Origin of the sequence: Aeromicrobium piscarium (assembly GCF_007421815.1) — a bacterium.
Lineage (GTDB): Bacteria > Actinomycetota > Actinomycetes > Propionibacteriales > Nocardioidaceae > Aeromicrobium > Aeromicrobium piscarium.
In genome coordinates, this window is the sequence record NZ_VLNT01000002.1 from 322,769 (window position 1) to 343,214 (window position 20,446).

Consider the following 20,446-nt stretch of genomic DNA (forward strand, 5'->3'; position numbering starts at 1 on the left):
ATGCCCCGACCCGGGGCAGGGCCGAGACTCAGGTGAGCGCGACGAGAGCCAGCATGCACGGCATCGTGATGACCGAGAGCAGCGTCTGCACGCCCGTGATGGAGGCCGTCAGCCGGCCATCGCCGCCCAGCCGAACCGCCAGCACATAGGCGGAGGGAGCAGCAGGCAGGGCGCTCACCAGCACGAGGCAGTCACGCACCACCGTGTCGACATCGAGATGAAGCGTCACGATGATCGCGATGGTGGGCAACACTAGGAGCTTGAGGGTCGAGGCGATCGCGATGGCCACCAGATCCGGGCCTCGCAGCTGCCACTGCAGCGCCGTGCCGGTCAGGATCGCGCCGCACACCACGGCCGGTCCGGCGAGCATCGAGAACACCGGCTCAGCGAGGCTCGGCACTCCCCCGGCGAGGTTCAACGCCACGCCTCCCAGACACCCGAGGATCAGCGGATTGCCCGCCATCTCGCGCGCCACCGCACGGATCGCGCTCGCCCCACTGCGCGCTTGATAGGCGGCCAGAGTCCCGACCGACAAGGCGTTGACCACGGGCACCATCACCGCGGCGGTCACGGCGAAGCCCGCCGTTCCTGCGGCACCGTGCAGAGCGCTGGAGTAGGCCAGCCCGAGATAGGCGTTGAACCGGATCGAGCCCTGGAGTACCGCTCCAGTGGCCGGCTCGTCCTGCCGCATCGGTGCCCGCAGCAACACGAGGGCCGCCGCCACGACGACCGTCGGAAGCCCCAGCGCCAGCAGGATCGGCGGGAACGCCCCCGCCCGCAGCTCGGCCGCGCCGATCGCCGAGGCGATCATCGCCGGAGTGAAGCAGTAGTACGTGAGCCATTCCAAGCCACGCCACGCGGACACCGGCCCGACGACCCGCCGCGCCCCCGCGCCCAAGGCGATGGCGAGCACCACCGGCACGACGGCCGAACCGACGACGCTCACGGCAGGCGGCGGCGCCCGAGGACGACACCGCGACGGAACAGCGGCACCCGCTGCTCCGTCGCGGTGAAGCCCGGCGACCCATGCACCATGGACCGAGTGCTCAGCCGGCGTCCTCGTCGAAGAACTTCCAGGCGACCATCCCGTGGGTCATCGCACCGCCCGATCGCAACGCGCTGGCGATGTGGATCACCCGGGCCAGTTCCTCCTCGGTCACGCCGGCCGATCGCGCGGCGACACTATGGCTGTGGATGCAGTGCGGGCACTGCGTCGTGAAGGCCACACCGAGGGCGATCATCTCCGTCGTGCGCGCGTCCAGCGGCGAGCTGTCGCCTCGCAGCACCTCCTCGTGGTAGGCCGAGTAGGCGGCGAACGCATCGGGATCGGCCTTGCGGATGTCCTTGGCGTACTGGCGGTCGGTGAGCTCGTACATGGTCACTTCTCCTCGTCGTTGTCGGTGGGCCAGGTCGAGACGAACCAGGACTGGTCGCCCGTCTCGGGGTCGTAGGAACGGCGCTCCAGCCGACCGATGTCACGTCCGTAGACGTGGATGCCGACGCACGGGACGTCCCCGTCGTTCCAGACCTGGTGGACGTCGTCGTCGATCGTGCAGCAGACGGTCACCTGTCCCGGCGACCAGACGGCCTGGTCGAGTGCGCTCAACGGCACGCCCTCTCGCTGTGGCTTCTCGTACTGGCGTTCGGTCTCCTGACCGGAGTAGATGCCGACGACACCCCAGGTCTCGTGTCCGTGCACCGGCGTACCCTGGGCGACATTCCAGACCGCGCTGGCGATGCTGAGATCGTCGTCCTCGCTCACATAGAGCGGGTACATGATGTAGCGCTCCTCCTGGGGACGGCGCAGCTCCTCGGGCAGGTCGAACCCGGCATCGAGCACCTGGGTCAGGTCGCGGGCGATCTCCTGGGTCAGCCGCTGCTCGTCATCGGTGTTCCGGATGCGTTCGCGGCAGCGTTCAGCGAACTCGGCGATCTCGGGTGGGCATTGTGTGGCAAGCATGTGTCCTGCTTCTCCTTCGCTTTCGGTAGTGGTCAGCGGTCAGGCGCGGCCCTCGTCGGGTGTGGTGGCTCCCACCAGCACGACGGTGTTGCCGAACACCTCCTCACCACGTCCCATCTGGGCGTGAACGGCGGGCAGGTCGGTGAAGGGCACGACCCTGCCGACGCATGGGTCCACCACCCCTGCGCGGACCAGCTCGTTGTAGGCGTACGCCTGCGTGTCGTTGGTGCCGTGGGATCCCTGCAGTCGCTTCTGGCGGGTCCAGTGGTAGCGCAGGTCGACCATGGCGTCGAAGCCCGTGGTCCCGGCGCAGATGACGATCATGCCGCCGGGGCGGCAGAGGAAGACGCTGGTCGGAATGGTGGCGGCTCCGGGATGCTCGAAGACGATGGCCGGGTCTTCGCGACTACCGGCGATCTCCCACAGCTTCTTGCCGAATCTGCGCGCCTCGGAGGACCATGCCTTCTGCCCCTCCGCATCGTCGACCCGCGGCGGAACACCCCAGTGGGTGAACTCCGAGCGGTTGATATAGCCGATGGCTCCGTACTTCATGGCGAAGGCGCCGCGCTCGTCGTCCGACACCACCGCGACCGCCCGTCCGCCGGCCGCCCGGACCAGCTGGGAGGCCTGGGTGCCCAGACCCCCCGAGCCGCCCCAGACCAGCACGAGGTCACCGTCGAGCACCTCATTGCCGGCCCAGCCGTGGAGCATGCGGTAGGCGGTGGTGCCGACCAGCGTCGGAGCCGCCGCCTCGGCCCAGGAGAGATGGTCGGCCTTCGGCATCAGCTGGTGCGACTGCACGCGGGCGAACTGGCCGAAGGAGCCGTAGTTGGTGTCGTATCCCCAGATCTTGGCCGAGGGCGCGATCATCGGGTCACGTCCGGCGGCGATCCACGGATCGTCGGCGTCCCAGACGCCCGGATGGACGACGACATGGTCGCCGATCTGCCAGTCGGTCACCGCGTCACCAACGGCATAGACGATGCCGGACGCGTCGGAGCCGCCGATGTGGAAGTCCTCCGACTCGCCACGCTTGCCGCGCACCGCCACCTGGTCGACGGGATATCCGCGCGCCGCCCAGACATTGTTGTAGTTGACGCCCGCCGCCATCACACCGACGAGGACCTCGTCGGGACCGATCGCGGGTGTGGGCACCGTCTCGGGCACGAAGGCCGTGGCCGGATCGCCGTATCTCTCCGGGCGTACCACCTGGGCATGCATCGTCGCGGGGATCTCGCCCACCGGCGGCAGTGCGCCGATCTCGGTCGCGGTCGTCGTCGGGTTCGCGACGGATGTTCGCTCGTCCATGGGTCTCTCCTCTGGCTCAGTGATCGTGGGTCGCCCAGCGGCGCAATTGCTCTCCGTGCTCGTCGAGCAGCGGCGCGGGACGGTGTCGTTGTCCTGGTGCCTCGTCGTCCCAGCGGATCGGACTGCCGGGCACCTTCAGGGGGCCCAGCCGGGGGTCGTCCAGATCGGCGACGAGCCCCTGTGAGATGACCTGAGGGTCGGCATAGACGTCCTCGAGCGTGCGGATCACGCCGGTGGGGACGCCGACGCCCTCCAGCTCGTCGGTCCACTCCTGGGCGGGGCGGGTGCCGAATGCCGCCTCGACGAGGGCATCGAGTTCGCCTTCGTGCTCGCGCCGCGCCTCATTGGTCGCGAACCGCGGGTCATCGGCGTCGATCCCGACCGCGGGCGCGAAGCGGTTCCATAGGCTCTGATTGCCGACGGCGATCTGCACCAGCTCCCCGTCGGAGCAGCGGTAGGCGCCGTACGGGGACACCGTCGGATGGCTGTTCCCGGAGGCCTCCGGGAGGTCCTTGCCGAGCAGCCACCGGGTGCCCTGGAAGGTGTGCATACCGATCAGGCTGCCGAGCAAGGATGTATGGACGACCCGGCCGCGCCCGGTGCGATGCCGCTCGTCGAGCGCCGCGAGCGCACCGATGACGCCGAACATGCCGGCGGACAGATCCGCGATCGGCACGCCGACCTTAGTGGGTTGCCCCGCATCGGGGCCGGTCATGCTCATCAGGCCGGCCTCGCCCTGGATGATCTGGTCGTATCCGGCGCGCTGCGCCGAGGGACCGTCATGCCCGAAGCCACTGATCGAGACGACGATCAGCCGGGGATTCGCGTCCTGGAAGATCCGATGCCCCAGGCCGAGCCGGTCGAGCACACCGGGACGGAAGTTCTCCACCAGGATGTCCGCCTTGCGGACCAGGCCCTGTAAGACCTCACGGTCATCGGCATCGCGCAGATCGAGCCCGATCGACTCCTTGTTGCGGTTGACGGACAGGAAGTAGGTGCTGGTGCGCCCCTCCCCGGTGCCGACGAAGGGGGGCCCCCAACCACGCGTCTCGTCCCCGATCCCGGGCCGTTCGACCTTGATGACCCGGGCCCCGAGATCCCCCAGCAGCATCGCCGCGTAGGGGCCGGTGAGCACGCGCGACAGGTCCAGCACGGTGAGGCCCTCCAAGGGCCCGCCGCCGTCATCTCGCGAGGAGTCCGGGGGCGACTCCCTCGCGTTCGGGGAGGTCACGCGCCCACCCAGTTCGGCTGGCGCTTCTCCGCCCGCGCCGCGAGGGCCTCGGCGTAGTCCTTGCTGTCGTTGACAGTGGACAGGTTGTAGCGCGTACGCGCGGCGCGCTCGGAGGGCGAACGCAGGACGGAGTCCTCGCAGTCCTGCCGCAAGCGCTGCACGACGAGCGGAGCGCTGTCGGCGAGGCGGCGTGCCCACGCCGTGGCCAGCTCGAGATGCTCGCCATAGGGCACGCAGCGGTTGACCATGCCGATCTCATAGGCACGCTCGCCGGACATCGGCTCGCCCAGCAGCAGGAACTCCATCGCGTGCTTGAGCGGGACCCGGGCCGCCAGGCCGGCCGAGATGCCACCGGTGAAGCCGATCATCGCCTCCGGATACAGGAACCGGGTCGTGTCGGCGGCGACGATCAGGTCGCAATGCTGGGCGAGGACATAGCCACCGCCGATCACATGTCCGTGCACCGCGGCGACGAGCGGCTTGTCGAGCTCGAAGCCGACATGGGGCACGGCGCGGAAGAGATCCATGGGATTGTCGTCGAGATCCGCGCCCGCCGAGAAGGCGCGCTCACCTGCCCCCGTGAGCACGGCCGCCCGGTCCGAGGAGTCCCGGAATCGGATCAGCGCCTGTTCGAGATCGGCGACCAGGGCCGTGTTGAGGGCGTTGAGCTTCTCGGGGCGGTTGAGGGTGATGATCGCGACGCCCTCGTCGGACGTGTAGCTGACGGTGTTGCTCATCGTGTTCTCTCCATCACTTGAGTGCTTGCAGGTCTCGTGGCCACGGCGAGGTCCTCCGGTACGCCGATGACGCCGCGTTCGCGACATCGGCGCACCTCGGCCTCGGACATGCCGAGCCGTTCGCGCAGGACATCGTCGGTATCGGCGTCCAGGACGGGGGCTGCCGCGCGGGGAGCGCATCGTCGGCCGTCGATCGTCAGGGGAAGCCCCGGATAGTGGTGGCGGCCCACACGGGGGTGATCGAGCTCGACGAGGAAGCCGCGATGCAGATCGGGATCCTCGTAGACCTCGGCCGCCGTGTTCACGGGCGCCGCGGCCACACCGTTCTCCTGCATCCGATGGGCCAGCTCTGCGACGTCCGCCTCCTGGCGCAACACCCAGGTCGCGATGATGTCGAGGACCCGTGAGGAGGAGTCCCTCGCCTGCTCGACGGTCCGGTAGGCACCGAGCGCGTCACCGGCTTGGTCATCGAGCAGCGCACACAGGCGCTCCCACGCCTCCTGGTCGTGGACCGACAGCGCCAGCCAACGCCCGTCCTGGGCGACGAACATGCCCTGCACGGGGATCCGGGCATCGGCGTTGAGCTCCTCGGCCACCTCCTCACCGCGTGAGGCGGCGAGGAGGTACTCGCCGTGCAGCGGGATCATCGCATCGCGCTGGATGACCTCGATGCAGCTGCCCCGTCCGGTTCGCCGCCAGTGCGCGATCGCCGAGGTCGCGGCGGTGGCCGCGGCCAGACCGGCGATGGGGTCGCTCAGGGCGAAGCCGGTGAGCAGCGGCTCCTTCCCGTCTCCGGTGAGGAAGGCCGAACCGCTCATGGCATCGAACTGGGCGCCGTACGCCTGGAGCCCGGCCATGGGACCGCTGCGCCCGTATCCGGTCATCTCGATGAGGCTGATGTCGGGACGCCGCTCGCAGAGGGCTGCGTATCCCAGGCCCATCCGGTCGAGCACGCCGGGGCGGAAGTTGGCCATGACGAGGTGGGATCGCTCGGCCAGCAGCAACGCCAGTTCCAGTCCCTCGGGGTCTTTGAGATCGAGCACGATATCGCGCTTGTCGGTGTTGACGGTGTTGAACCAGGCATTGCGGTTCCACGGATCAGGACCGTAGTCCTGGTCGGGATAGCGGCTGCGGGCGTCGGCGGTGCCCGTTCCCCGCAGGAAGTCGCGGCGATGCGCGCCTTCGATCTTGATCACCTCGGCGCCGAGTCCGGCGAGGAGGCGGGTGGCGCTCGGACCGGACCACACGTGGGTCAGGTCAAGCACCCGGATGCCGCTGAGCGGCAGCGAACGCTGTGCATCGGTCATGGTGTCTCCCTCACGTGATAGGCGAGGCCGGCCAGGGCGACCTCGCGGCCGTCGACGACCTGACGGGTCAGCACCTCGTTGTCGAAGAGGCTGGCGTCGGCCAGGGCGTCGGCGAGCTCGTAACAGGGAGCGACCGCCACCGAGGCGGCGTCCGCTGCCCGCACGGCCTCGCTGACGGTGCGGTTCTCGGTCCACGTCTGGATGAGCCGGCCGAGCTCGTCGGCGTGGGCGAAGCGCGACCCGATGGCGGTGAAGCGCGGGTCATCGGGATCGACGAGGTCGCCCAGCAGCTTCGCCTGGTCCGCCCAGGAGCCCCCCGCGTAGACGCACAGGTAGCCGTCCACGCACGCGGCGACGAACCGGGGTCCGGACTGCTCGACCGTCGTGGCGGTCCCGTTGTATGCGTACTGCGTGGTGCCGTAGGGCAGGAGGGCCGTGACCACCTCGTCGTTGGCGACGCGGACCCGCGGATGCGTCGGCGCCGCGGGGGGCTCGACCCCCAGCATCGAGACGATCGCCGTATACAGGTAGGTGCCGGCCAGGTACTGGAAGCGGCGGCCGAAGCCGTAGACCGGTGTTCCGTCGGAGGTCCTCGTGTAGTTCGTGCTGCCACCGACCGACGCCAGCACCATCTCCGAGGGACTCCAGTCGGCGCGGGAGCCGGTGTGCGTGAACGGGTCGACGGTCCCGGTGACGACCTGCGGTGCGATGTCCTCCCAGGGGGAGTCGGGGTCGCCGATGACGATGTCGTAGTCGCGCGAGGGCGCGCCGCTCGGCCGCTTGCCGTGGTCGAGATAGTCCTCCACGGCGTCCGCGAGCTCCTCCCCTCGCGCGGCCGGTGCGTAGTCGACCCTCGCCCCCGCGAGCGACAGGAGCCGGCCGCAGTAGCGGATCGCGGGAGACTGCCCCGTTTCGAGGACGGCGAGGTGTGTCAGCAGCTGGTTCACGACGGGTGCCCCGCGATCCGTAGCGCCGCCTCCTGCAGGGCCGGGAGCAGCTCGTCCTGTCGCGCCAGCGTGCGTTCGGTGGGACCGGAGAAGCCGAGGGCGGCCACCGGGAGCATGTTGGCATCAAAGAGCGGAACGGCCATACCCGAGACATCTGACCGCCATTCGCCGCGGTTGACCGCGAAGCCCTGCGAACGGATCTCGGTGAGGGCCTCCATGAGTCGCTCACCCTGCGACACGGTGGTCGGCGTGTGCGGTTCGAGCCCCGCCTCGATGACGTTCTGGACCTCATCGGATGTCTGGTACGCCAGTAGTGCCTTGCCGGTGGCCACGCAGTACGCGGGGGCCCGTCCGCCGAGTCTCGTGTACGAGCCGATCGGCTGCCAGCCGTCAGCCTTGTCGATGTAGACCGCCTCGCGATCATGGTAGATGGCCAGGTGGACGCTCTCGCCGTACTTGTCGGCGAGAGCGCGTACCTCGCGGCCGGCCGCCATCCGGATCTCCGAGGGAGCCAAGGTGCCGACTCCGAGCTCCCAGAGGCGGGGCGTGAGCCGATAGACCTTGTCGTCGAGGCCGTCCCGTTGGATCAGACCATGTGCGAGCAGCGTCTGGACCAGTCGATAGGCCGTCGATCGGTTCAGTCCGAGCGCGTCACCGACCGCGCGAGCGCTGCGCGGTCGCGCGGCGAGGAGCTCCAGCACCTCGATGCCGCGCCCCAGCGTCTGCGCGTAGGGGCCCTCGACCGTCTCTCCCGTTCCGTTCGTCTCCACCATCATCGCCGCCTTCCTGTTCGATCTCGAAATGCCGTCATCCGCTGCGCGAGTCCCGGGGTCATCGACTCCTCCAGCAACTCCAGGTCGCTCTGGGCGGGCCGGTCCCGGCGGACGGCCCGGGTCAGCCCGGCGATGCCCACGACCGAGCTACCGGCGGCACCGACGACGGCCCCTGCGGTCGACTCCAGCTGGTCGGACTCGACGAGCTGAGTGAGGAGACCGACGTCGAGGGCGCGTCGCGCGGACAGCTTCGCTCCGGTCAGCGCGAGACCCTGAGCGATCGCCGGAGACGTCTCCTGGGCGAGTCGGCGCGTCCCCAGCAGGAGGCCGAACTGCGGGCCCGGGAAACGGAATGTGGTACGCGGACTGCCGATCCGGTGGTCGCAGGCCAGCGCCAGATCGGCCCCCGCTCCCACCGCGTCACCGTCCAGGACCGCGACCGTCACCAGGGGTGCCTGGTAGAGATCGGTGAGCAGACCCTGGATCTCACGGAACTGCCTGCGCAGTGTCTCGTCATCGGCGTGGTCGATCTGCCGCAGGTCCATCCCCGCGGCGAAGGCCGGACCGGTGGAGGTCATCACCAGCGCGGCTCGCTCCTCGGCGACGGCGCTCTCCACGGCCCGACGGAGAGCTCGGACGGTCTCGGGCGAGAGCGCGTTCCTGGTCGCCGGGGAATCGAGTTCCAGATGCACCGCCGATCCCTCGCCGGTCATCCGCACCTTCACCGGTGCCGCGTCTTCGAGCGTGGTCATGGCGTCCATCCCTGCGCCTGTTCGACGATCGCATCGATGTCGAGGTCCTCGGCGGCCTCCTTGGCGGCCTCCATCCCGTCGATCTGCTCGACCGGGACTGCCTGGTCGATGAGCCCGTGCTCGACGAAGAAGGCGATCGAGTCCTCCAAGGCCTGCTCGTCCAGGTAGCCCACGAGGTCGTCGGACCCCGGTGCGGCGTCGGCGGCCCAGCGGGTCTCGACGATCGGCAGGGTGTCCTGGACCGCCTGTTCCTCATCTCCCTTCGGCGCCTGCGACGGGTAGGCCTTCCAGTGCATGCGGATGGCCGCCTCGGGGTTGGCATCGGCGAAGACCTTGCCCTCGTTGAAGGCACGGAGGAAGGCGGCGACCTCCTCAGGATGCTCCTCGAGGAACTCCGTCGTCGTGGCGATGCCGAGCGTGCCGCTCAGATCGTCCAACGGTGAGGCCAGGGAACGGAGCGGCTCACCGTAGAGCTGCTCGACGACTCCCAAGGGGCCGTCGTAGGTGGCGTAGGCGTCGATCTGCCCCGCCTGGAGCGCTTGCGCCGCCTGCGCGCCGATACCGACCTCGAGCCACTTGACCTCGTTCTCGGGGTCGATACCCGAGGAGGACAAAGCGGCCCGGCCGAACAGATAGGAGGCCGAGGACTTGCTCTGGCTGCCCACGGTCTTGCCCACGAGATCGTCGACGGTCTGGATATCGGAGTCCTCCGGCACCACGGTGCGCCAGACATTGTCGGCGCCGAGGCTGATGACCTTGATCCGGTCGTCGGAGGCCGCGGCCTGGTAGAAGGCCGTCGATCCGCCGTTGACGATGTCGAAATTGCCCGTCAACAGTCCTTGAACGCTGGCGACCGCCCCTTCGGTCCCCTGGATCTTGACGTCGATCCCGTGGTCCTCGAAGTAGCCCATCTCCTGAGGCACCGACGTATAAGGCGCTGTGCCCACCTGCAGTTGCGGGTCACCGACGCCGAAGCGGACCGATCCGCTCTCGGTGCCCGACCCTCCCCCGCAGGCGGCGAGCGCGATAGCGCTGGCGGCGACCGCAGCAGCGGCGAGAATCTTGGTTCGTTCAGACATCTCCGGTCCTCCTAGGGACGTCCTGGCAGCACCTGCGCAGGGATGGGGTCGAGGGTCGTGACAGGTCATTCACGGAACAGCACCGCCTTCTTCACACCGACCATCAACAGATGCAGGGTGGTGCCGAGGACGCCGAGGATCAGCAGCACGGCGTAGACACTCGCGGTGTCACCGAAGGCGGTCCGGTCCTGGATCCGGAAGCCGAGGCCCGCGTCGGCGCCGACGAACTCGCCGACGATCACGCCGAGCAGCGACATCACGAGCGCGACGTCCATGGCGGCAAAGATGTAGGGCATCGTGTTGGGCAGGCGGAGCAATCGCATCTCCTGCATGCGGCTCGCGCCCAGCGACCGCATCAGGCGCAGCTCGTCCTTGTCGATCTCGGACATGCCGGCCAGCGTGTTGGTGAACATCGGGAAGAAGGCCAGCAGGGCACCGATGACCGCCTTCGGCGTCAGGCCGTAGCCGAGCCAGGAGACCAGGAGCGGTGCGATGGCGACTTTGGGGAAGGTCTGGAAGAAGATCACATACGGGTAGATCGCCATGCGCAGCACTTCCACATAGGCGAGCAGGGTGCCCAGCACGAAGGCGACGGCGATGCCGATGAAGAAGCCGATGGTGGTGGTCTGCAGGGTGACGCCGATATCGCCCCACCAGGAGCCTGCTCCGGGCGTGAGCCCGGCGCGCAGGCTGTCGGCCACGTCGAGTGGGGCGGGGAGGATGAGACTCGAGGTGACCTCGAGGGTGACGGCCAGCTGCCAGGCGGCCACGGCGGCGATCAGGAAGACTGCGGCCAGGACGGCGGCCTGGATGCGCGTCGAGACCTGCCATCCCCGGCGCCGCGGGGCGGTGCCGGTCCGCGGGGCGGGCGGAGCGCTGCGGGGGGTCGCGGTGGAGGTGCTCATTCGGCGGCTCCGTTCACCTCGGGCTGCAGCACCGCGCGGATCCTGCCGACCAGCTCGTTGAACCGCGGCGACTGTCGCATGTCCTCGTTCCGGGGCCGGGGCAGGTCCACGTCGACCATCTCGAGCAGCCGTCCGGGACGGGCGGCCATCACGGCGACCCGATCGGCCAGGTAGACCGCCTCGGGGATGTGGTGGGTGACGAAGACGATGGTCGTGGACTTCTCCTGCCAGATGCGCAGCAGCTCGTCGTTGAGCATCTCGCGGGTGAACTCGTCGAGGGCGGCGAAGGGCTCGTCCATCAGCAGCACCGAGGGCTTCATGATGAGCGAGCGGACGATCGCGGCGCGCTGCTGCATACCGCCGGAGAGCTCGTGCGGGTAGCGGTTCTCGAACTGGCTGAGGCCGATCATCTCGAGCAGGTCGCGCGCATACTGCTTGGTCTGCGCATTGAGCGTCCCCGCGATCTGCGCCGGCAGGAGCACGTTGTCCATCACGGTGCGCCAACGCAGCAGGGTCGACTTCTGGAAGGCGATGCTCACCGCCGGGTGCGCCGCGCGAGCCGGCTCTCCGGCGACCGAGACTTCGCCCTGTGTGGCGTCCAGCAGCCCGCCGATCATCATCAGCAGGGTCGTCTTCCCGCAGCCGCTGGGGCCGACGAGGCTGACGAACTCCCCCGACGTGATCGACAGATCGACGGGCAGGAGCGCCTGCACGGAGTCCTGCTTGGGACGTTCGTAGGTCTTGGCCAGCTGGTCGATGTAGATCGAACCGTCGCTGCCGGAGGCGGGTTCTCCGACGCTGCCGAGCGTCGCACTCCCGACATCGGTGAGGTGTGTCATCCTGCTGCCCCTTCGGATTGTGTTCAATATGCAAACAGGCTGTGCATCCTTTGACCACTTTACCGTGGCACACGTCACACGGACTGTCAACGGGTCGCCTCGTGAGACCTGGCGACCGATGGGGAGCGACCCCCGGTCCCTGAGAAGATCGCCACATGACGATGCCGAGTGACGTGCACGTGATCGTCGGAGCCGGCCCGGTGGGTGCGAGCCTGGCCGGCAGGCTGGCCCGCGACGGCCACCGTGTACGTGTCCTCACTCGTTCGGGCCATGATCTTGGCCTGCCCGGTGTGGAGTCGGTCGCCGTGGACGCCTCGGAGGAGTCGGCTCTCAGCGACTGTGCGAAGGGCGCGGCGGTGCTCTACAACTGTGCGAATCCCGGCGCCTACCCGCTCTGGGAGAAGCGGTGGCCACCGCTGGCGACGGCGATCCTGCACGCTGCCGAGCGCACCGGTGCGGTGCTGGTGACGGCGAGCAATCTCTACGGATACGGACCCCCGGACGCACCGATGGTCAGACAGACACCGCTGCGCCCGTCGGACCACAAGGGAGTGCTACGCGCGCACATGTGGACCGAAGCACTGGCCATGCACGAGGCGGGCCGCGTCCGCGCCACCGAGGCGCGGGCCTCGGACTACATCGGCCCCACATTGCCGACCGGCAATGGGCTGCTGCCGCGCTACGCTGACGCGACGCTGAGCGGGCGGACCGCTACGGTGTTCGCCGATCCGGACCAGCCTCACTCCTGGACCGCGGTCGATGATGTCGCCGATACGCTCGCGGCCTTGGGACGGGACGAGCGCGCCTGGGGCTCGGCGTGGATCGTGCCCTCGAACCCACCCTCGACTGTGCGAGAGGTGCTGCGAAGCCTGGCCGAGCAGATCGGGGCGGATGCACCCCGTATGCGGCAGATACCTCGCTGGCTTCTTCGAGCCGGAGGTCTGGGGATCCCGATGCTGTGCGAGGTCGACGGCATCCTGTATCAGTTCGACGCGCCGTTCATCGCAGACGGATCGGAGACCGCGGAGCTGTTCGGGGTCACGCCGAGCCCGTGGGAGCCCTTGCTGGCCGAGACCGCACGCGCGTGGGCCGAGCGCGCCCGGTAGCCGCCCGGAGGAGATGCGGCTGCCCGCGCGATCCCGTACTCGACGTCATTCGCTGAGCCCGACCGGCAGCCGATGAGCGATCTTCTCGACGCCACCGGTCTACTCGTGCCCCATCATCGCCTGATCGACCTGCACGAGGACTCGGTAAGGCCAGGGGCTGGACCGACCAAGATCGAGACCATCGCCCAGACCGACGATGTCGTCCGACGCGCCGATGAACTGCAGTACGAGCACCACGAAGGTCCCTGCCTGCAGAGCATCCACGAACAAGAGACCGTCTACTCGCCCGACCTGAGCCATGAGCAACGCTGGCCCTCATGGGCGCGGCGCGCCCGCGCCGAACTCGGCATCCGCAGTGTTCTCGGGCTCCAGCTGTTCGTCGGCCCGACGTCCCTGGGATGTCTGAATCTGTTCTCCGACAGCCCCGAGGCGTTCCAGGCCGACCAGCGCGTCTCCGCCCTCGCACTGGCGTCACACGTCGCCGTCGCGATGGCCGCGGAGCAGAACCACCAGGATCTGAACTCCGCCCTGGTCAACCGCACCATCATCGGCCGCGCCGAAGGCATGCTCATGCAACGATTCGACATCTCCGCCGACCAGGCCTTCGCCGCGCTCGTCCGCATCTCCCAGGACCGCAACATCAAACTGCACCTCGTCGCCGCCGACATCGCCGAGAAAGGCATCCGCCCGGATCTCTTCGACTGATGACAAAGAAGCCGGGATCCCAGTCTTACTGGAATCCCGGCTTCGATTGGTAGCGGGGGCAGGATTTGAACCTGCGACCTCTGGAATCACACAGAGCGATTCCGGCTGCTACCGAACGTTGCGGGAAACAGCCGAATCGCTTGTATTGATGCGGTGTCTGCTGTCTCGAACACCTCCGACTATACCCGATCAGTTCGTACTCAGGCTGGCTGAATCCGGAGGGTAAGAGGAGGGTGATCGATTCGTGAGCAAGGCATCGGACGATGGGACCGCCGACAGCGCAGCGGGTCGGCCCAAGTTTGGGTCAGGCCAATCTCACTGTGGTGAGGCAGGTGGGATCGTCTGTGCCTGTCGCGATGTCCGCTTCGCCACTCCTGCCGTCATAGGTGATCTTTATGGTGCCTTTGATGTCGCGGGGCAGCCAGAAGCCAACGAACCCATTTTCGAACGTCGTGACTGTCTTCTCTACCAGGACCTCGTCGTTGGTTTCGTCGACGATCTGCACCTCGACCTCAGTGGAGGCGAGCTCTCCCGTGCAGGTGGTCAGCGAGTGGTTGTAGCACTCGTGGGTTTGATGGACGTATGGCGCGACCGAGAGGTAGAAGGCGTCGCTTGGAGTTGCGATGGTGACCTCGTCGCCACCGGACGACAGCACCAGTTGATCAGGGCGCACAGATGCGATCAGGTCTTGTGGCCGCTCTGATCCACCAAGCCGGTCGAGGTGGTCGATGATTTCGACTACGTCATCCATCCCGCTCATTCCATGCGCGCTGAGCAATTGATCTGCGTCTGCGGCTGTTGCCCCTGTTGCGGACCCGGCCGCGCCGGTTGCGGTGGTGTCAGAGTTGTCGTCGGTAGTCGAGCAGGCGGTCAGGCCCAACGCGGCTACAAGGCCGAAGGTGCTGACGATGTTTCTGATGCTTCTTCTCACGTACGTGTTCCTTTGATGGGGAGCTGGCTAGTGGGGCGGGCCATCTGCGGGCCAGGGGTTCGGGGAGCAACCCTCCATCCTGAGGGTCTGCTGCAGCATGACGGGGGCGGGCGTCCCGGGTTGCGGGCAGGACTGGTGGGGGTATCCGAGCGCGTGTCCTGTCTCATGGTTGATGACGTACTGGCGATATTCACGAAGGGGCCGCTGGAACGGCTCTGCGCCGAAGAACCACCGCTTGGCGTTGATCACGACCCGGTCCTCGTTTCGGCACGAGACTTCTCCCTTTGTGTCGAGGGGCGCGCACAGTTGATCGACGGTGTCAGGTGTGGCGAGCAGTATGCGTATCTCTTCGCCGCTGGCAACGCGTTCGAACTCGTGGTCGCCGACGCTTCGCCATCCCCTGTCGTCCGCAAGCGTCTGGTCGACGACTTTGGCGAACTCGGCCGGGTCAACGTCGAGCCCTTCTTCCACGGCTACGGAGTAACGCAATGGTGCAGGTCCAGTGCTGGCCCCTGCGCTTGGGGCGAGCATGAACTCTCCTGTCCCTGCTTGCGGCACTTGAGGTGTCAGCGTGACCGGTGGCGCAATGGGCGAGAGCCGCGAAGGCGACGTCGCCGGCGATGGCGGCGTGTCGGCCAATGACGATTTCGTCGTGTTGGCGGGTGCTGGTTGCGACGAGTTCCAGAACGTGAGCACGCCGGTGAGCGCGATGACGCCAGTTGCAACTGCGAGGCCGAGCAGGATTCGGGTCGTTCGGTGGTGTGGCCGCGCACTGTCTGCTCGACGCCTGCCAACAGCGCGTGGCCTGTTCGCTCGGCGCCGGCCGAGATCGGCTCGCGCGCCGCGTGCGCGGCGTGCTCCTGGCTGTCGGTTCACGAGATGACCTGGATCAAGGGCACCCAGGTGCGTCCGACGTCCTCGGATCGGTAGATCCCCTGATCCGTGGCGGCGTGCCACTGCTGCCCCGTTACGTCGAATGCCTCCGGATCCCCCGGAACTCGGCCAACACGATCCCAGGTCTCCCCTTGGTCGGTGCTGGAGTAGACCGATCCGTCTGCGGCGAGTCCGGCAAGCTGATCGGACGTGGGCCATCCCAGGAAGACCAGCGGAGGTGCAGAGTCGAGAGTGATCGAGGTCGAGTCGACTCCACGCAGTTGCAGTTTCCCTTCAGGCGATGAAGTGAGGACCTCTTGTGTGTTTGAGGGGTTGATGACGAGATCAATGACCGGTTCCTCGGCCACGACCGACCAGTTCCTGCGATCTGTCGCAGTCAGCAGCCTGCCAGTCACCGAGTCGAAGGCATAGATACGGTCTCCCACCACGTCGAGGGCGTGGAAGTCAGCCTCGCCCTTCAACGAAACGCTCGACCACGTGCTGGCTGCGTCAGTCGATTCGATCATTCCGAGATGAGGTGGAAGGTCTTCCCTCATGTCGGGGTGGCCGCTCCCCAGGAAGTGGTCGGGTCCGATGATGGTGAACGCCATGGTGTCCTGCCATCGATCGGCGATCCTGGCCAGGGAACCGTCATCACCAATGCGGATGACTCCGAAGTGGGTCGCGGCATAGAGCATCTGGTCACCTGGGTTGACTCCGAGGCCGTGGACGTGACCCAGCGACTGGACCTCCGATGTGGCGGGCGCGGCGGGTTCCTCCTCAGCGGCGCAACCGGTGGTCAGGATGAGCGCGCCGATCGCGAAACTGGCGAGCAGATTGCGGGCAAGCATGATTGTTCCTGTCGATCAAGGCATGAAGGGTTGGGCCGACCACATAGGTGGTCGACCCCAAGGGGCGATCAGGACCCGAGCAGGTCCTTCATGGTCGTGATCTCGGTGTCTTGCGATGTCGCGATCGACTCTGCGAGTTCGACCGCGGGCCCAAAGACGCCTTGTTCTTGTTCTGTTTTGGCCATCTCGATGGCACCTTCGTGGTGTTCGATCATCATTTCCAGCCACATCCGCTGGAAGTCAGCGCCGCTGGCAGCCTCGAGCTTGGCCATGTCGTCGGCCGACATCATTCCGGGCATGTCAGCGTCCATTTCCATGTCGCCGTGCGCGTTCGCGTGGTCGCGCGAAGTCTCGGGAATGGGCTTGTCCCACTGGGTAAGCCAGTCGACCATCTGCTCAATCTCGGGGGCCTGTGCCGCACGGATGCCCTCGACGAGCTCGGCGACCTCAGGATCCAGCTCGCGGCCCTGAGTCATGTCAACCATCGACAGTGCCTGGGCGTGGTGCTGCATCATGTCGGTGGCGAACGTGACGTCAGCGTCGTTGAACTTGCTTCCGTCAGAAGCAGTGCGAGTCTCGGGTGTGGGTTCGTCGTCACTGCCACATGCGGTGAGCAGAGCCAGGGCGAATACGACTGTAAATAATGCTGCAAGCTTCTTGATCATTGATGCTCCTTGTTGGTCTGTTGCGAAACGTGATGGGCATGCCAAGGACTCGACCGCACCTGGGGCACAGTCGAGTCGGGCGCCCATCAGTTCCGTAGGACCGACAGTTTGTAGATGCAAGGAGGATCTGGATCGCGCGCGGCGGATTGCGGGATCGGGGCCGACCTTGGAGCACGTCCTCGAAGGAAGACCAATCCGCGGGGTGGCCCGCGCAGGAGCCGCAGCAGCAAGAGCCCCACGAGCAGGACAGCCAGGCACAGGCCCACCATCGTCATGGCCCCGTCGCCGTCGTCATCCGGCTGGGCGGCACTACTCAGCGTGGCCTGCTCTGGAGCGGTCTCGCTCGCGTGGCTCACGTCTCCTGCGTGAGCCATGAGCGTCATCTGCGTTGCGCCTGCGTCACTCACCGCGTGTCCCGCGGTGCCGTGGCCGCCGAGGCCATGCATGGCGAACAGTCCCAAGAACACGCCCACAAGGACCAGCAGGCGTGCTGCAGGTCGGTGCGGGGCGCTCCAGCGAGCGTTTCGGGTCATCGCCAGCAGTCTAGTTGGCCTGCCTTTGGGGACAGTAGGTGACTTCACTGGATGTGGGTCAGATGGACGGGGGTGGGCGTTCAGTTGGACGCCGTGCGGTTCAGTGTCCTCGCCGCGCTCTGTTCAGGCGTCAGGTCCAATCTGCGTAGGAGTTGCGCGTTCAGGGCCACGACGACGGTGGAGGCGGACATCAAGATCGCTCCGACGCTCATCGGCAACACGAACCCGACCGGTGCCAGGACACCTGCGGCGAGGGGGACGCTGATGAGGTTGTATCCAGCTGCCCACCAGAGGTTCTGTTTCATTTTGCGGTATGCCGCATTCGACAGTTCGAAGATCGACAGCACCGATCGCGGATCCGAACTGGCCAGGATCACCCCGGCCGAGCCGATCGCCACATCTGTGCCTGCGCCGATAGCGATACCAACATCGGCCTGCGCCAGAGCTGGAGCGTCGTTGACGCCGTCGCCGACCATGGCCACCTTCCGGCCTTCACGCTGGAGTTCGGCAACCTTGGCTGCCTTGTCTTCGGGCCGCACACCGGCGAACACCCGGTCGATGCCGAGTTCAGCAGCGACTGTTTCAGCGACCGCCTGGGCATCACCGGTGATCATCACGACCTGAGCGCCCACTGCATGGAGCGCGTCCACTGCGTCGTGTGACTCGGGGCGGATTTCATCGGCCAGGCGCAGGGCGCCGATCACCTCACCGTCGGCGACGACGTGCAAGATGATGGCGCCCTCAGTGCGCCACTTGTCGGCGATCGGCAACTCCGACAGGCCGTGGTGCTCCAGCAGATACGGTCCTCCGACCTCAATCACGGAGCCATCGACCCTCGCGCGGACGCCAACTGCCGGTGAGGACGAGAATTCCGCGTACGCCGGAACGTCGAGGCTCCGGTGCTTCGCAGCGCCGGTCACCGCTCTTGCGAGCGGGTGCTCGCTGTCGCTCTCGGCTGCGGCAGCAAGTGACAGGACCGCGTCTTCGGAGTACCCATCGATTGGCTCGATGCCGGTGACGGTCGGCTCGCCCTTGGTCAATGTTCCGGTCTTGTCGAAGAGCACGGCGTCCACCGTGCGCATGGATTCCAACGCCAGGCGATCCTTGATCAGCACGCCACCGCGAGCCGCGCGTTCGGTCGCGATCGACACCACGAGTGGGATCGCCAGGCCCAGTGCATGCGGGCACGCGATCACCAGCACGGTGATCGTGCGTACGACGCCGTCATCGGGCAGCCCGACGAGTGCCCACACGATGGCGGTGATGACCGCGGAGCCCAGCGCGAACCAGAACAGCCAGCCGGCTGCGGTGTCGGCGATCCGTTGCGCACGCGAGGAGGAAGCCTGCGCATCCGCGACAAGCTTCTGGATGCCAGCCAACGCGGTGTCATCGCCGATGGCGGTGACTTCCACCCGCAAGCCGGAGTCGGTGGCGACCGTTCCAGCGACCACCGACTCTCCCACCTCTCGGCGTACGGTCTTGGACTCGCCGGTGACCATGGACTCGTCCATGCTCGCGCTGCCGTCCACGATTTTGCCGTCGGCAGGGACCGCTGCCCCGGGGCGAACGATGACCACGTCGCCCACTGCCAGGTCCGAGGGAGCAACCTTCACGACGGCGTCGCCGTCGACCTTCTCGGCCTCATCGGGCAACAGCGCGGCCAGGGAGTCCAACGCGGAGGTGGTCTGGGCCAGTGAGCGCATCTCGATCCAGTGCCCAAGGAGCATGATCACGACCAGCAGGGCCAGCTCCCACCAGAAGTCCAGTTGGTCGTCCAACACATCCAGCGTGGAGCCCCATGAGGACACGAACGCGACTGTGATTGCCAACCCGATGAGCAACATCATTCCGGGCTTGCGCGACCTAATCTCCGAGACCGCGCCCGTCAGGAACGGCCAGCCGCCCCAGACGTAGAGCAATGTGCCCAGGATCGGCGAGACCCACTGGACCCATTCACCATCTGGTAGGTGATAACCGACCAGATGGGCGAACATCGCGTTGAATGCCACCACGGGGACCGCTAGGACCAGCATGATCCAGAACAGTCGTCGGAACTGGCCCACGTGGTCGCCGTGCCCGGAGTGGCCGCCGTGTTCGTGGTGCTCACCGTGGCCCTCGTGCGCAGAGGAGCCATGCTCGTGATCCCCAGGGGCGTCCCGAAGGTCTGCGCTGGCTCCCTGGTGGCCAGCATGATGGCCCGCCTCATCCCTACGGTGTTCGTGCTGATGGTCGCGATGCATACTCATACCATGAAGATATACCCCCCATGGGTATATCTTCCACCAAGCGCCACTGCGAACGGGATCACCGAAAAGATCCAGACGGCGACAGAAAGGGGCTCTTCACAGATGAGGGTGTGGTCGTGCGGTCGAGGACTCCGAGATCGCCAAGACGATGCTCGAGGAAGCGATGGGCGTGCACGGCATCCCAGAGGCGGTCCACGCCGACCGGGGCACCTCGATGACATCGAAGCCCGTGGCGCAACTGCTCCTCGATCTCGGCGTCGACAGATCCCACTCCCGGCCACGGGTCAGCAACGACAACCCGTTCAGCGAAGCAGCATTCAAGACCCTGAAGTACGCGCCGGCGTCCCCCGAGAGCTTCGGGTCCCTGGCAGATGCCAGGGCGTTCTGCGAGGCGTTCTTCAACTACTACCACCACGAGCACCGCCACTCCGGGATCGGGCTACACACCCCAGCATCGGTCCACCACGGCACCGCGACCGAGATCCGCACCCAACGCCAGGCAACGCTCGACGCCGCGCACACCACTCACCCCGAACGGTTCGGCAACCGCCGCCCCCTCGCGCCCAAGCTGCCCGAGGCGGCCTGGATCAACCAGCCATCACTGGAGGCCCTCATACAGACGCGTAACGAGACGTGTCTCAGACTGCTTGACATCTTCCGACAGCCCGGTGGCGCTCAAGGTAGGTACCTGACATGCT

Annotated in this window: 21 protein-coding genes and 1 pseudogene; 3 read left to right on the plus strand and 19 right to left on the minus strand. The window is 67.0% G+C overall.

What is annotated here, in order from left to right; genetic code table 11:
• Positions 1-28: 28 nt before the first annotated feature.
• From FNM00_RS04405 to FNM00_RS04465, 13 genes are all read right to left on the minus strand, one after another.
• Positions 29-946: an AEC family transporter gene (locus FNM00_RS04405; RefSeq protein ID WP_143911833.1), complete on the minus strand. Its 918-nt coding sequence runs from the start codon at positions 944-946 to the stop codon at positions 29-31.
• A gap of 100 nt (positions 947-1,046) precedes the next feature.
• The gene (locus FNM00_RS04410; protein WP_143911835.1) at positions 1,047-1,376 is read right to left on the minus strand and encodes a carboxymuconolactone decarboxylase family protein; all 330 of its coding nucleotides are present in this window, start codon (positions 1,374-1,376) and stop codon (positions 1,047-1,049) included.
• Between the two features lie 2 nt (positions 1,377-1,378).
• Complete coding sequence (locus FNM00_RS04415; RefSeq protein WP_143911837.1) at positions 1,379-1,960, minus strand: cysteine dioxygenase family protein; 582 nt, start codon at positions 1,958-1,960, stop codon at positions 1,379-1,381.
• Between the two features lie 39 nt (positions 1,961-1,999).
• The gene (ccrA, locus tag FNM00_RS04420; RefSeq protein WP_143911838.1) at positions 2,000-3,268 is read right to left on the minus strand and encodes a crotonyl-CoA carboxylase/reductase; all 1,269 of its coding nucleotides are present in this window, start codon (positions 3,266-3,268) and stop codon (positions 2,000-2,002) included.
• Positions 3,269-3,284: 16 nt separating this feature from the next.
• Positions 3,285-4,499 (minus strand): CaiB/BaiF CoA transferase family protein, encoded by a 1,215-nt coding sequence (locus FNM00_RS04425; protein ID WP_143911840.1) that lies wholly within the window; start codon positions 4,497-4,499, stop codon positions 3,285-3,287.
• A complete protein-coding gene (locus FNM00_RS04430; protein ID WP_143911842.1) occupies positions 4,496-5,236 on the minus strand; it encodes an enoyl-CoA hydratase/isomerase family protein in 741 nt (246 codons plus the stop codon). Before FNM00_RS04430 ends, FNM00_RS04425 begins: the two co-directional genes overlap by 4 nt.
• A complete protein-coding gene (locus FNM00_RS04435; RefSeq protein WP_143911844.1) occupies positions 5,233-6,543 on the minus strand; it encodes a CaiB/BaiF CoA transferase family protein in 1,311 nt (436 codons plus the stop codon). The genes FNM00_RS04430 and FNM00_RS04435 overlap by 4 nt, the downstream gene beginning before the upstream one ends.
• Positions 6,540-7,490 (minus strand): CoA transferase, encoded by a 951-nt coding sequence (locus FNM00_RS04440; protein WP_143911846.1) that lies wholly within the window; start codon positions 7,488-7,490, stop codon positions 6,540-6,542. Before FNM00_RS04440 ends, FNM00_RS04435 begins: the two co-directional genes overlap by 4 nt.
• Positions 7,487-8,263 carry an IclR family transcriptional regulator gene (locus FNM00_RS04445; protein WP_185972968.1) on the minus strand — a complete coding sequence of 259 codons (777 nt, stop codon included), beginning with the start codon at positions 8,261-8,263 and terminating at the stop codon, positions 7,487-7,489. The genes FNM00_RS04440 and FNM00_RS04445 overlap by 4 nt, the downstream gene beginning before the upstream one ends.
• A complete protein-coding gene (locus tag FNM00_RS04450) occupies positions 8,263-9,015 on the minus strand; it encodes an enoyl-CoA hydratase/isomerase family protein (RefSeq protein ID WP_185972969.1) in 753 nt (250 codons plus the stop codon). The genes FNM00_RS04445 and FNM00_RS04450 overlap by 1 nt, the downstream gene beginning before the upstream one ends.
• Complete coding sequence (locus FNM00_RS04455) at positions 9,012-10,094, minus strand: ABC transporter substrate-binding protein (RefSeq protein WP_185972970.1); 1,083 nt, start codon at positions 10,092-10,094, stop codon at positions 9,012-9,014. The genes FNM00_RS04450 and FNM00_RS04455 overlap by 4 nt, the downstream gene beginning before the upstream one ends.
• A gap of 65 nt (positions 10,095-10,159) precedes the next feature.
• Positions 10,160-10,999, minus strand: a complete 840-nt coding sequence (locus FNM00_RS04460) for an ABC transporter permease (protein WP_143911854.1) — start codon at positions 10,997-10,999, stop codon at positions 10,160-10,162.
• Positions 10,996-11,838, minus strand: coding sequence for an ABC transporter ATP-binding protein (locus tag FNM00_RS04465; RefSeq protein WP_143911856.1), 843 nt, complete (start codon positions 11,836-11,838; stop codon positions 10,996-10,998). Before FNM00_RS04465 ends, FNM00_RS04460 begins: the two co-directional genes overlap by 4 nt.
• A gap of 155 nt (positions 11,839-11,993) precedes the next feature.
• On the opposite strand from FNM00_RS04465, the gene FNM00_RS04470 reads away from it, so the two are divergent.
• Both FNM00_RS04470 and FNM00_RS04475 read left to right on the plus strand, forming a co-directional pair.
• Positions 11,994-12,944 carry an NAD-dependent epimerase/dehydratase family protein gene (locus FNM00_RS04470; RefSeq protein WP_221933578.1) on the plus strand — a complete coding sequence of 317 codons (951 nt, stop codon included), beginning with the start codon at positions 11,994-11,996 and terminating at the stop codon, positions 12,942-12,944.
• Positions 12,945-13,016: 72 nt separating this feature from the next.
• On the plus strand, positions 13,017-13,649 hold the full coding sequence (locus tag FNM00_RS04475; protein ID WP_143911858.1) for a GAF and ANTAR domain-containing protein: 633 nt from the start codon (positions 13,017-13,019) through the stop codon (positions 13,647-13,649).
• A gap of 304 nt (positions 13,650-13,953) precedes the next feature.
• Here the strand turns inward: FNM00_RS04475 and FNM00_RS04480 are convergent, their stop codons facing one another.
• The 6 genes from FNM00_RS04480 to FNM00_RS04495 form a co-directional block, all read right to left on the minus strand.
• Positions 13,954-14,580, minus strand: a complete 627-nt coding sequence (locus tag FNM00_RS04480) for a CueP family metal-binding protein (protein ID WP_221933579.1) — start codon at positions 14,578-14,580, stop codon at positions 13,954-13,956.
• 27 nt (positions 14,581-14,607) lie between these two features.
• Positions 14,608-15,537, minus strand: coding sequence for a DUF3152 domain-containing protein (locus FNM00_RS19390; RefSeq protein WP_281281079.1), 930 nt, complete (start codon positions 15,535-15,537; stop codon positions 14,608-14,610).
• Entirely contained in the window at positions 15,453-16,304 is an 852-nt protein-coding gene (locus FNM00_RS18780) for a F510_1955 family glycosylhydrolase (RefSeq protein WP_185972972.1), read from the minus strand. Before FNM00_RS18780 ends, FNM00_RS19390 begins: the two co-directional genes overlap by 85 nt.
• Positions 16,305-16,372: 68 nt before the next feature.
• Positions 16,373-16,969 (minus strand): DUF305 domain-containing protein, encoded by a 597-nt coding sequence (locus tag FNM00_RS04490; protein ID WP_067434640.1) that lies wholly within the window; start codon positions 16,967-16,969, stop codon positions 16,373-16,375.
• 86 nt (positions 16,970-17,055) lie between these two features.
• On the minus strand, positions 17,056-17,502 hold the full coding sequence (locus tag FNM00_RS19515; RefSeq protein ID WP_221933580.1) for a DUF6153 family protein: 447 nt from the start codon (positions 17,500-17,502) through the stop codon (positions 17,056-17,058).
• Between the two features lie 80 nt (positions 17,503-17,582).
• Positions 17,583-19,748: a heavy metal translocating P-type ATPase gene (locus tag FNM00_RS04495; RefSeq protein ID WP_143911861.1), complete on the minus strand. Its 2,166-nt coding sequence runs from the start codon at positions 19,746-19,748 to the stop codon at positions 17,583-17,585.
• 118 nt (positions 19,749-19,866) lie between these two features.
• Between FNM00_RS04495 and FNM00_RS19160 the strand changes: the two are divergent.
• Positions 19,867-20,361 (plus strand): annotated as a pseudogene (locus FNM00_RS19160) (transposase); the annotation flags it as partial.
• Positions 20,362-20,446: the final 85 nt, after the last annotated feature.

Coding starts and splice junctions, on each gene's coding strand:
- FNM00_RS04410 (WP_143911835.1), bottom strand. CDS start 1,376: ATGTACGAGCTCACCGACCGCCAGTACGCCAAGGACATCCGCAAGGCC.
- FNM00_RS04415 (WP_143911837.1), bottom strand. CDS start 1,960: ATGCTTGCCACACAATGCCCACCCGAGATCGCCGAGTTCGCTGAACGC.
- ccrA (WP_143911838.1), bottom strand. CDS start 3,268: ATGGACGAGCGAACATCCGTCGCGAACCCGACGACGACCGCGACCGAG.
- FNM00_RS04430 (WP_143911842.1), bottom strand. CDS start 5,236: ATGAGCAACACCGTCAGCTACACGTCCGACGAGGGCGTCGCGATCATC.
- FNM00_RS04435 (WP_143911844.1), bottom strand. CDS start 6,543: ATGACCGATGCACAGCGTTCGCTGCCGCTCAGCGGCATCCGGGTGCTT.
- FNM00_RS04445 (WP_185972968.1), bottom strand. CDS start 8,263: ATGGTGGAGACGAACGGAACGGGAGAGACGGTCGAGGGCCCCTACGCG.
- FNM00_RS04450 (WP_185972969.1), bottom strand. CDS start 9,015: ATGACCACGCTCGAAGACGCGGCACCGGTGAAGGTGCGGATGACCGGC.
- FNM00_RS04455 (WP_185972970.1), bottom strand. CDS start 10,094: ATGTCTGAACGAACCAAGATTCTCGCCGCTGCTGCGGTCGCCGCCAGC.
- FNM00_RS04460 (WP_143911854.1), bottom strand. CDS start 10,999: ATGAGCACCTCCACCGCGACCCCCCGCAGCGCTCCGCCCGCCCCGCGG.
- FNM00_RS04465 (WP_143911856.1), bottom strand. CDS start 11,838: ATGACACACCTCACCGATGTCGGGAGTGCGACGCTCGGCAGCGTCGGA.
- FNM00_RS04470 (WP_221933578.1), top strand. CDS start 11,994: ATGACGATGCCGAGTGACGTGCACGTGATCGTCGGAGCCGGCCCGGTG.
- FNM00_RS04475 (WP_143911858.1), top strand. CDS start 13,017: ATGAGCGATCTTCTCGACGCCACCGGTCTACTCGTGCCCCATCATCGC.
- FNM00_RS18780 (WP_185972972.1), bottom strand. CDS start 16,304: ATGCTTGCCCGCAATCTGCTCGCCAGTTTCGCGATCGGCGCGCTCATC.
- FNM00_RS04490 (WP_067434640.1), bottom strand. CDS start 16,969: ATGATCAAGAAGCTTGCAGCATTATTTACAGTCGTATTCGCCCTGGCT.
- FNM00_RS19515 (WP_221933580.1), bottom strand. CDS start 17,502: ATGACCCGAAACGCTCGCTGGAGCGCCCCGCACCGACCTGCAGCACGC.
- FNM00_RS04495 (WP_143911861.1), bottom strand. CDS start 19,748: ATGAGTATGCATCGCGACCATCAGCACGAACACCGTAGGGATGAGGCG.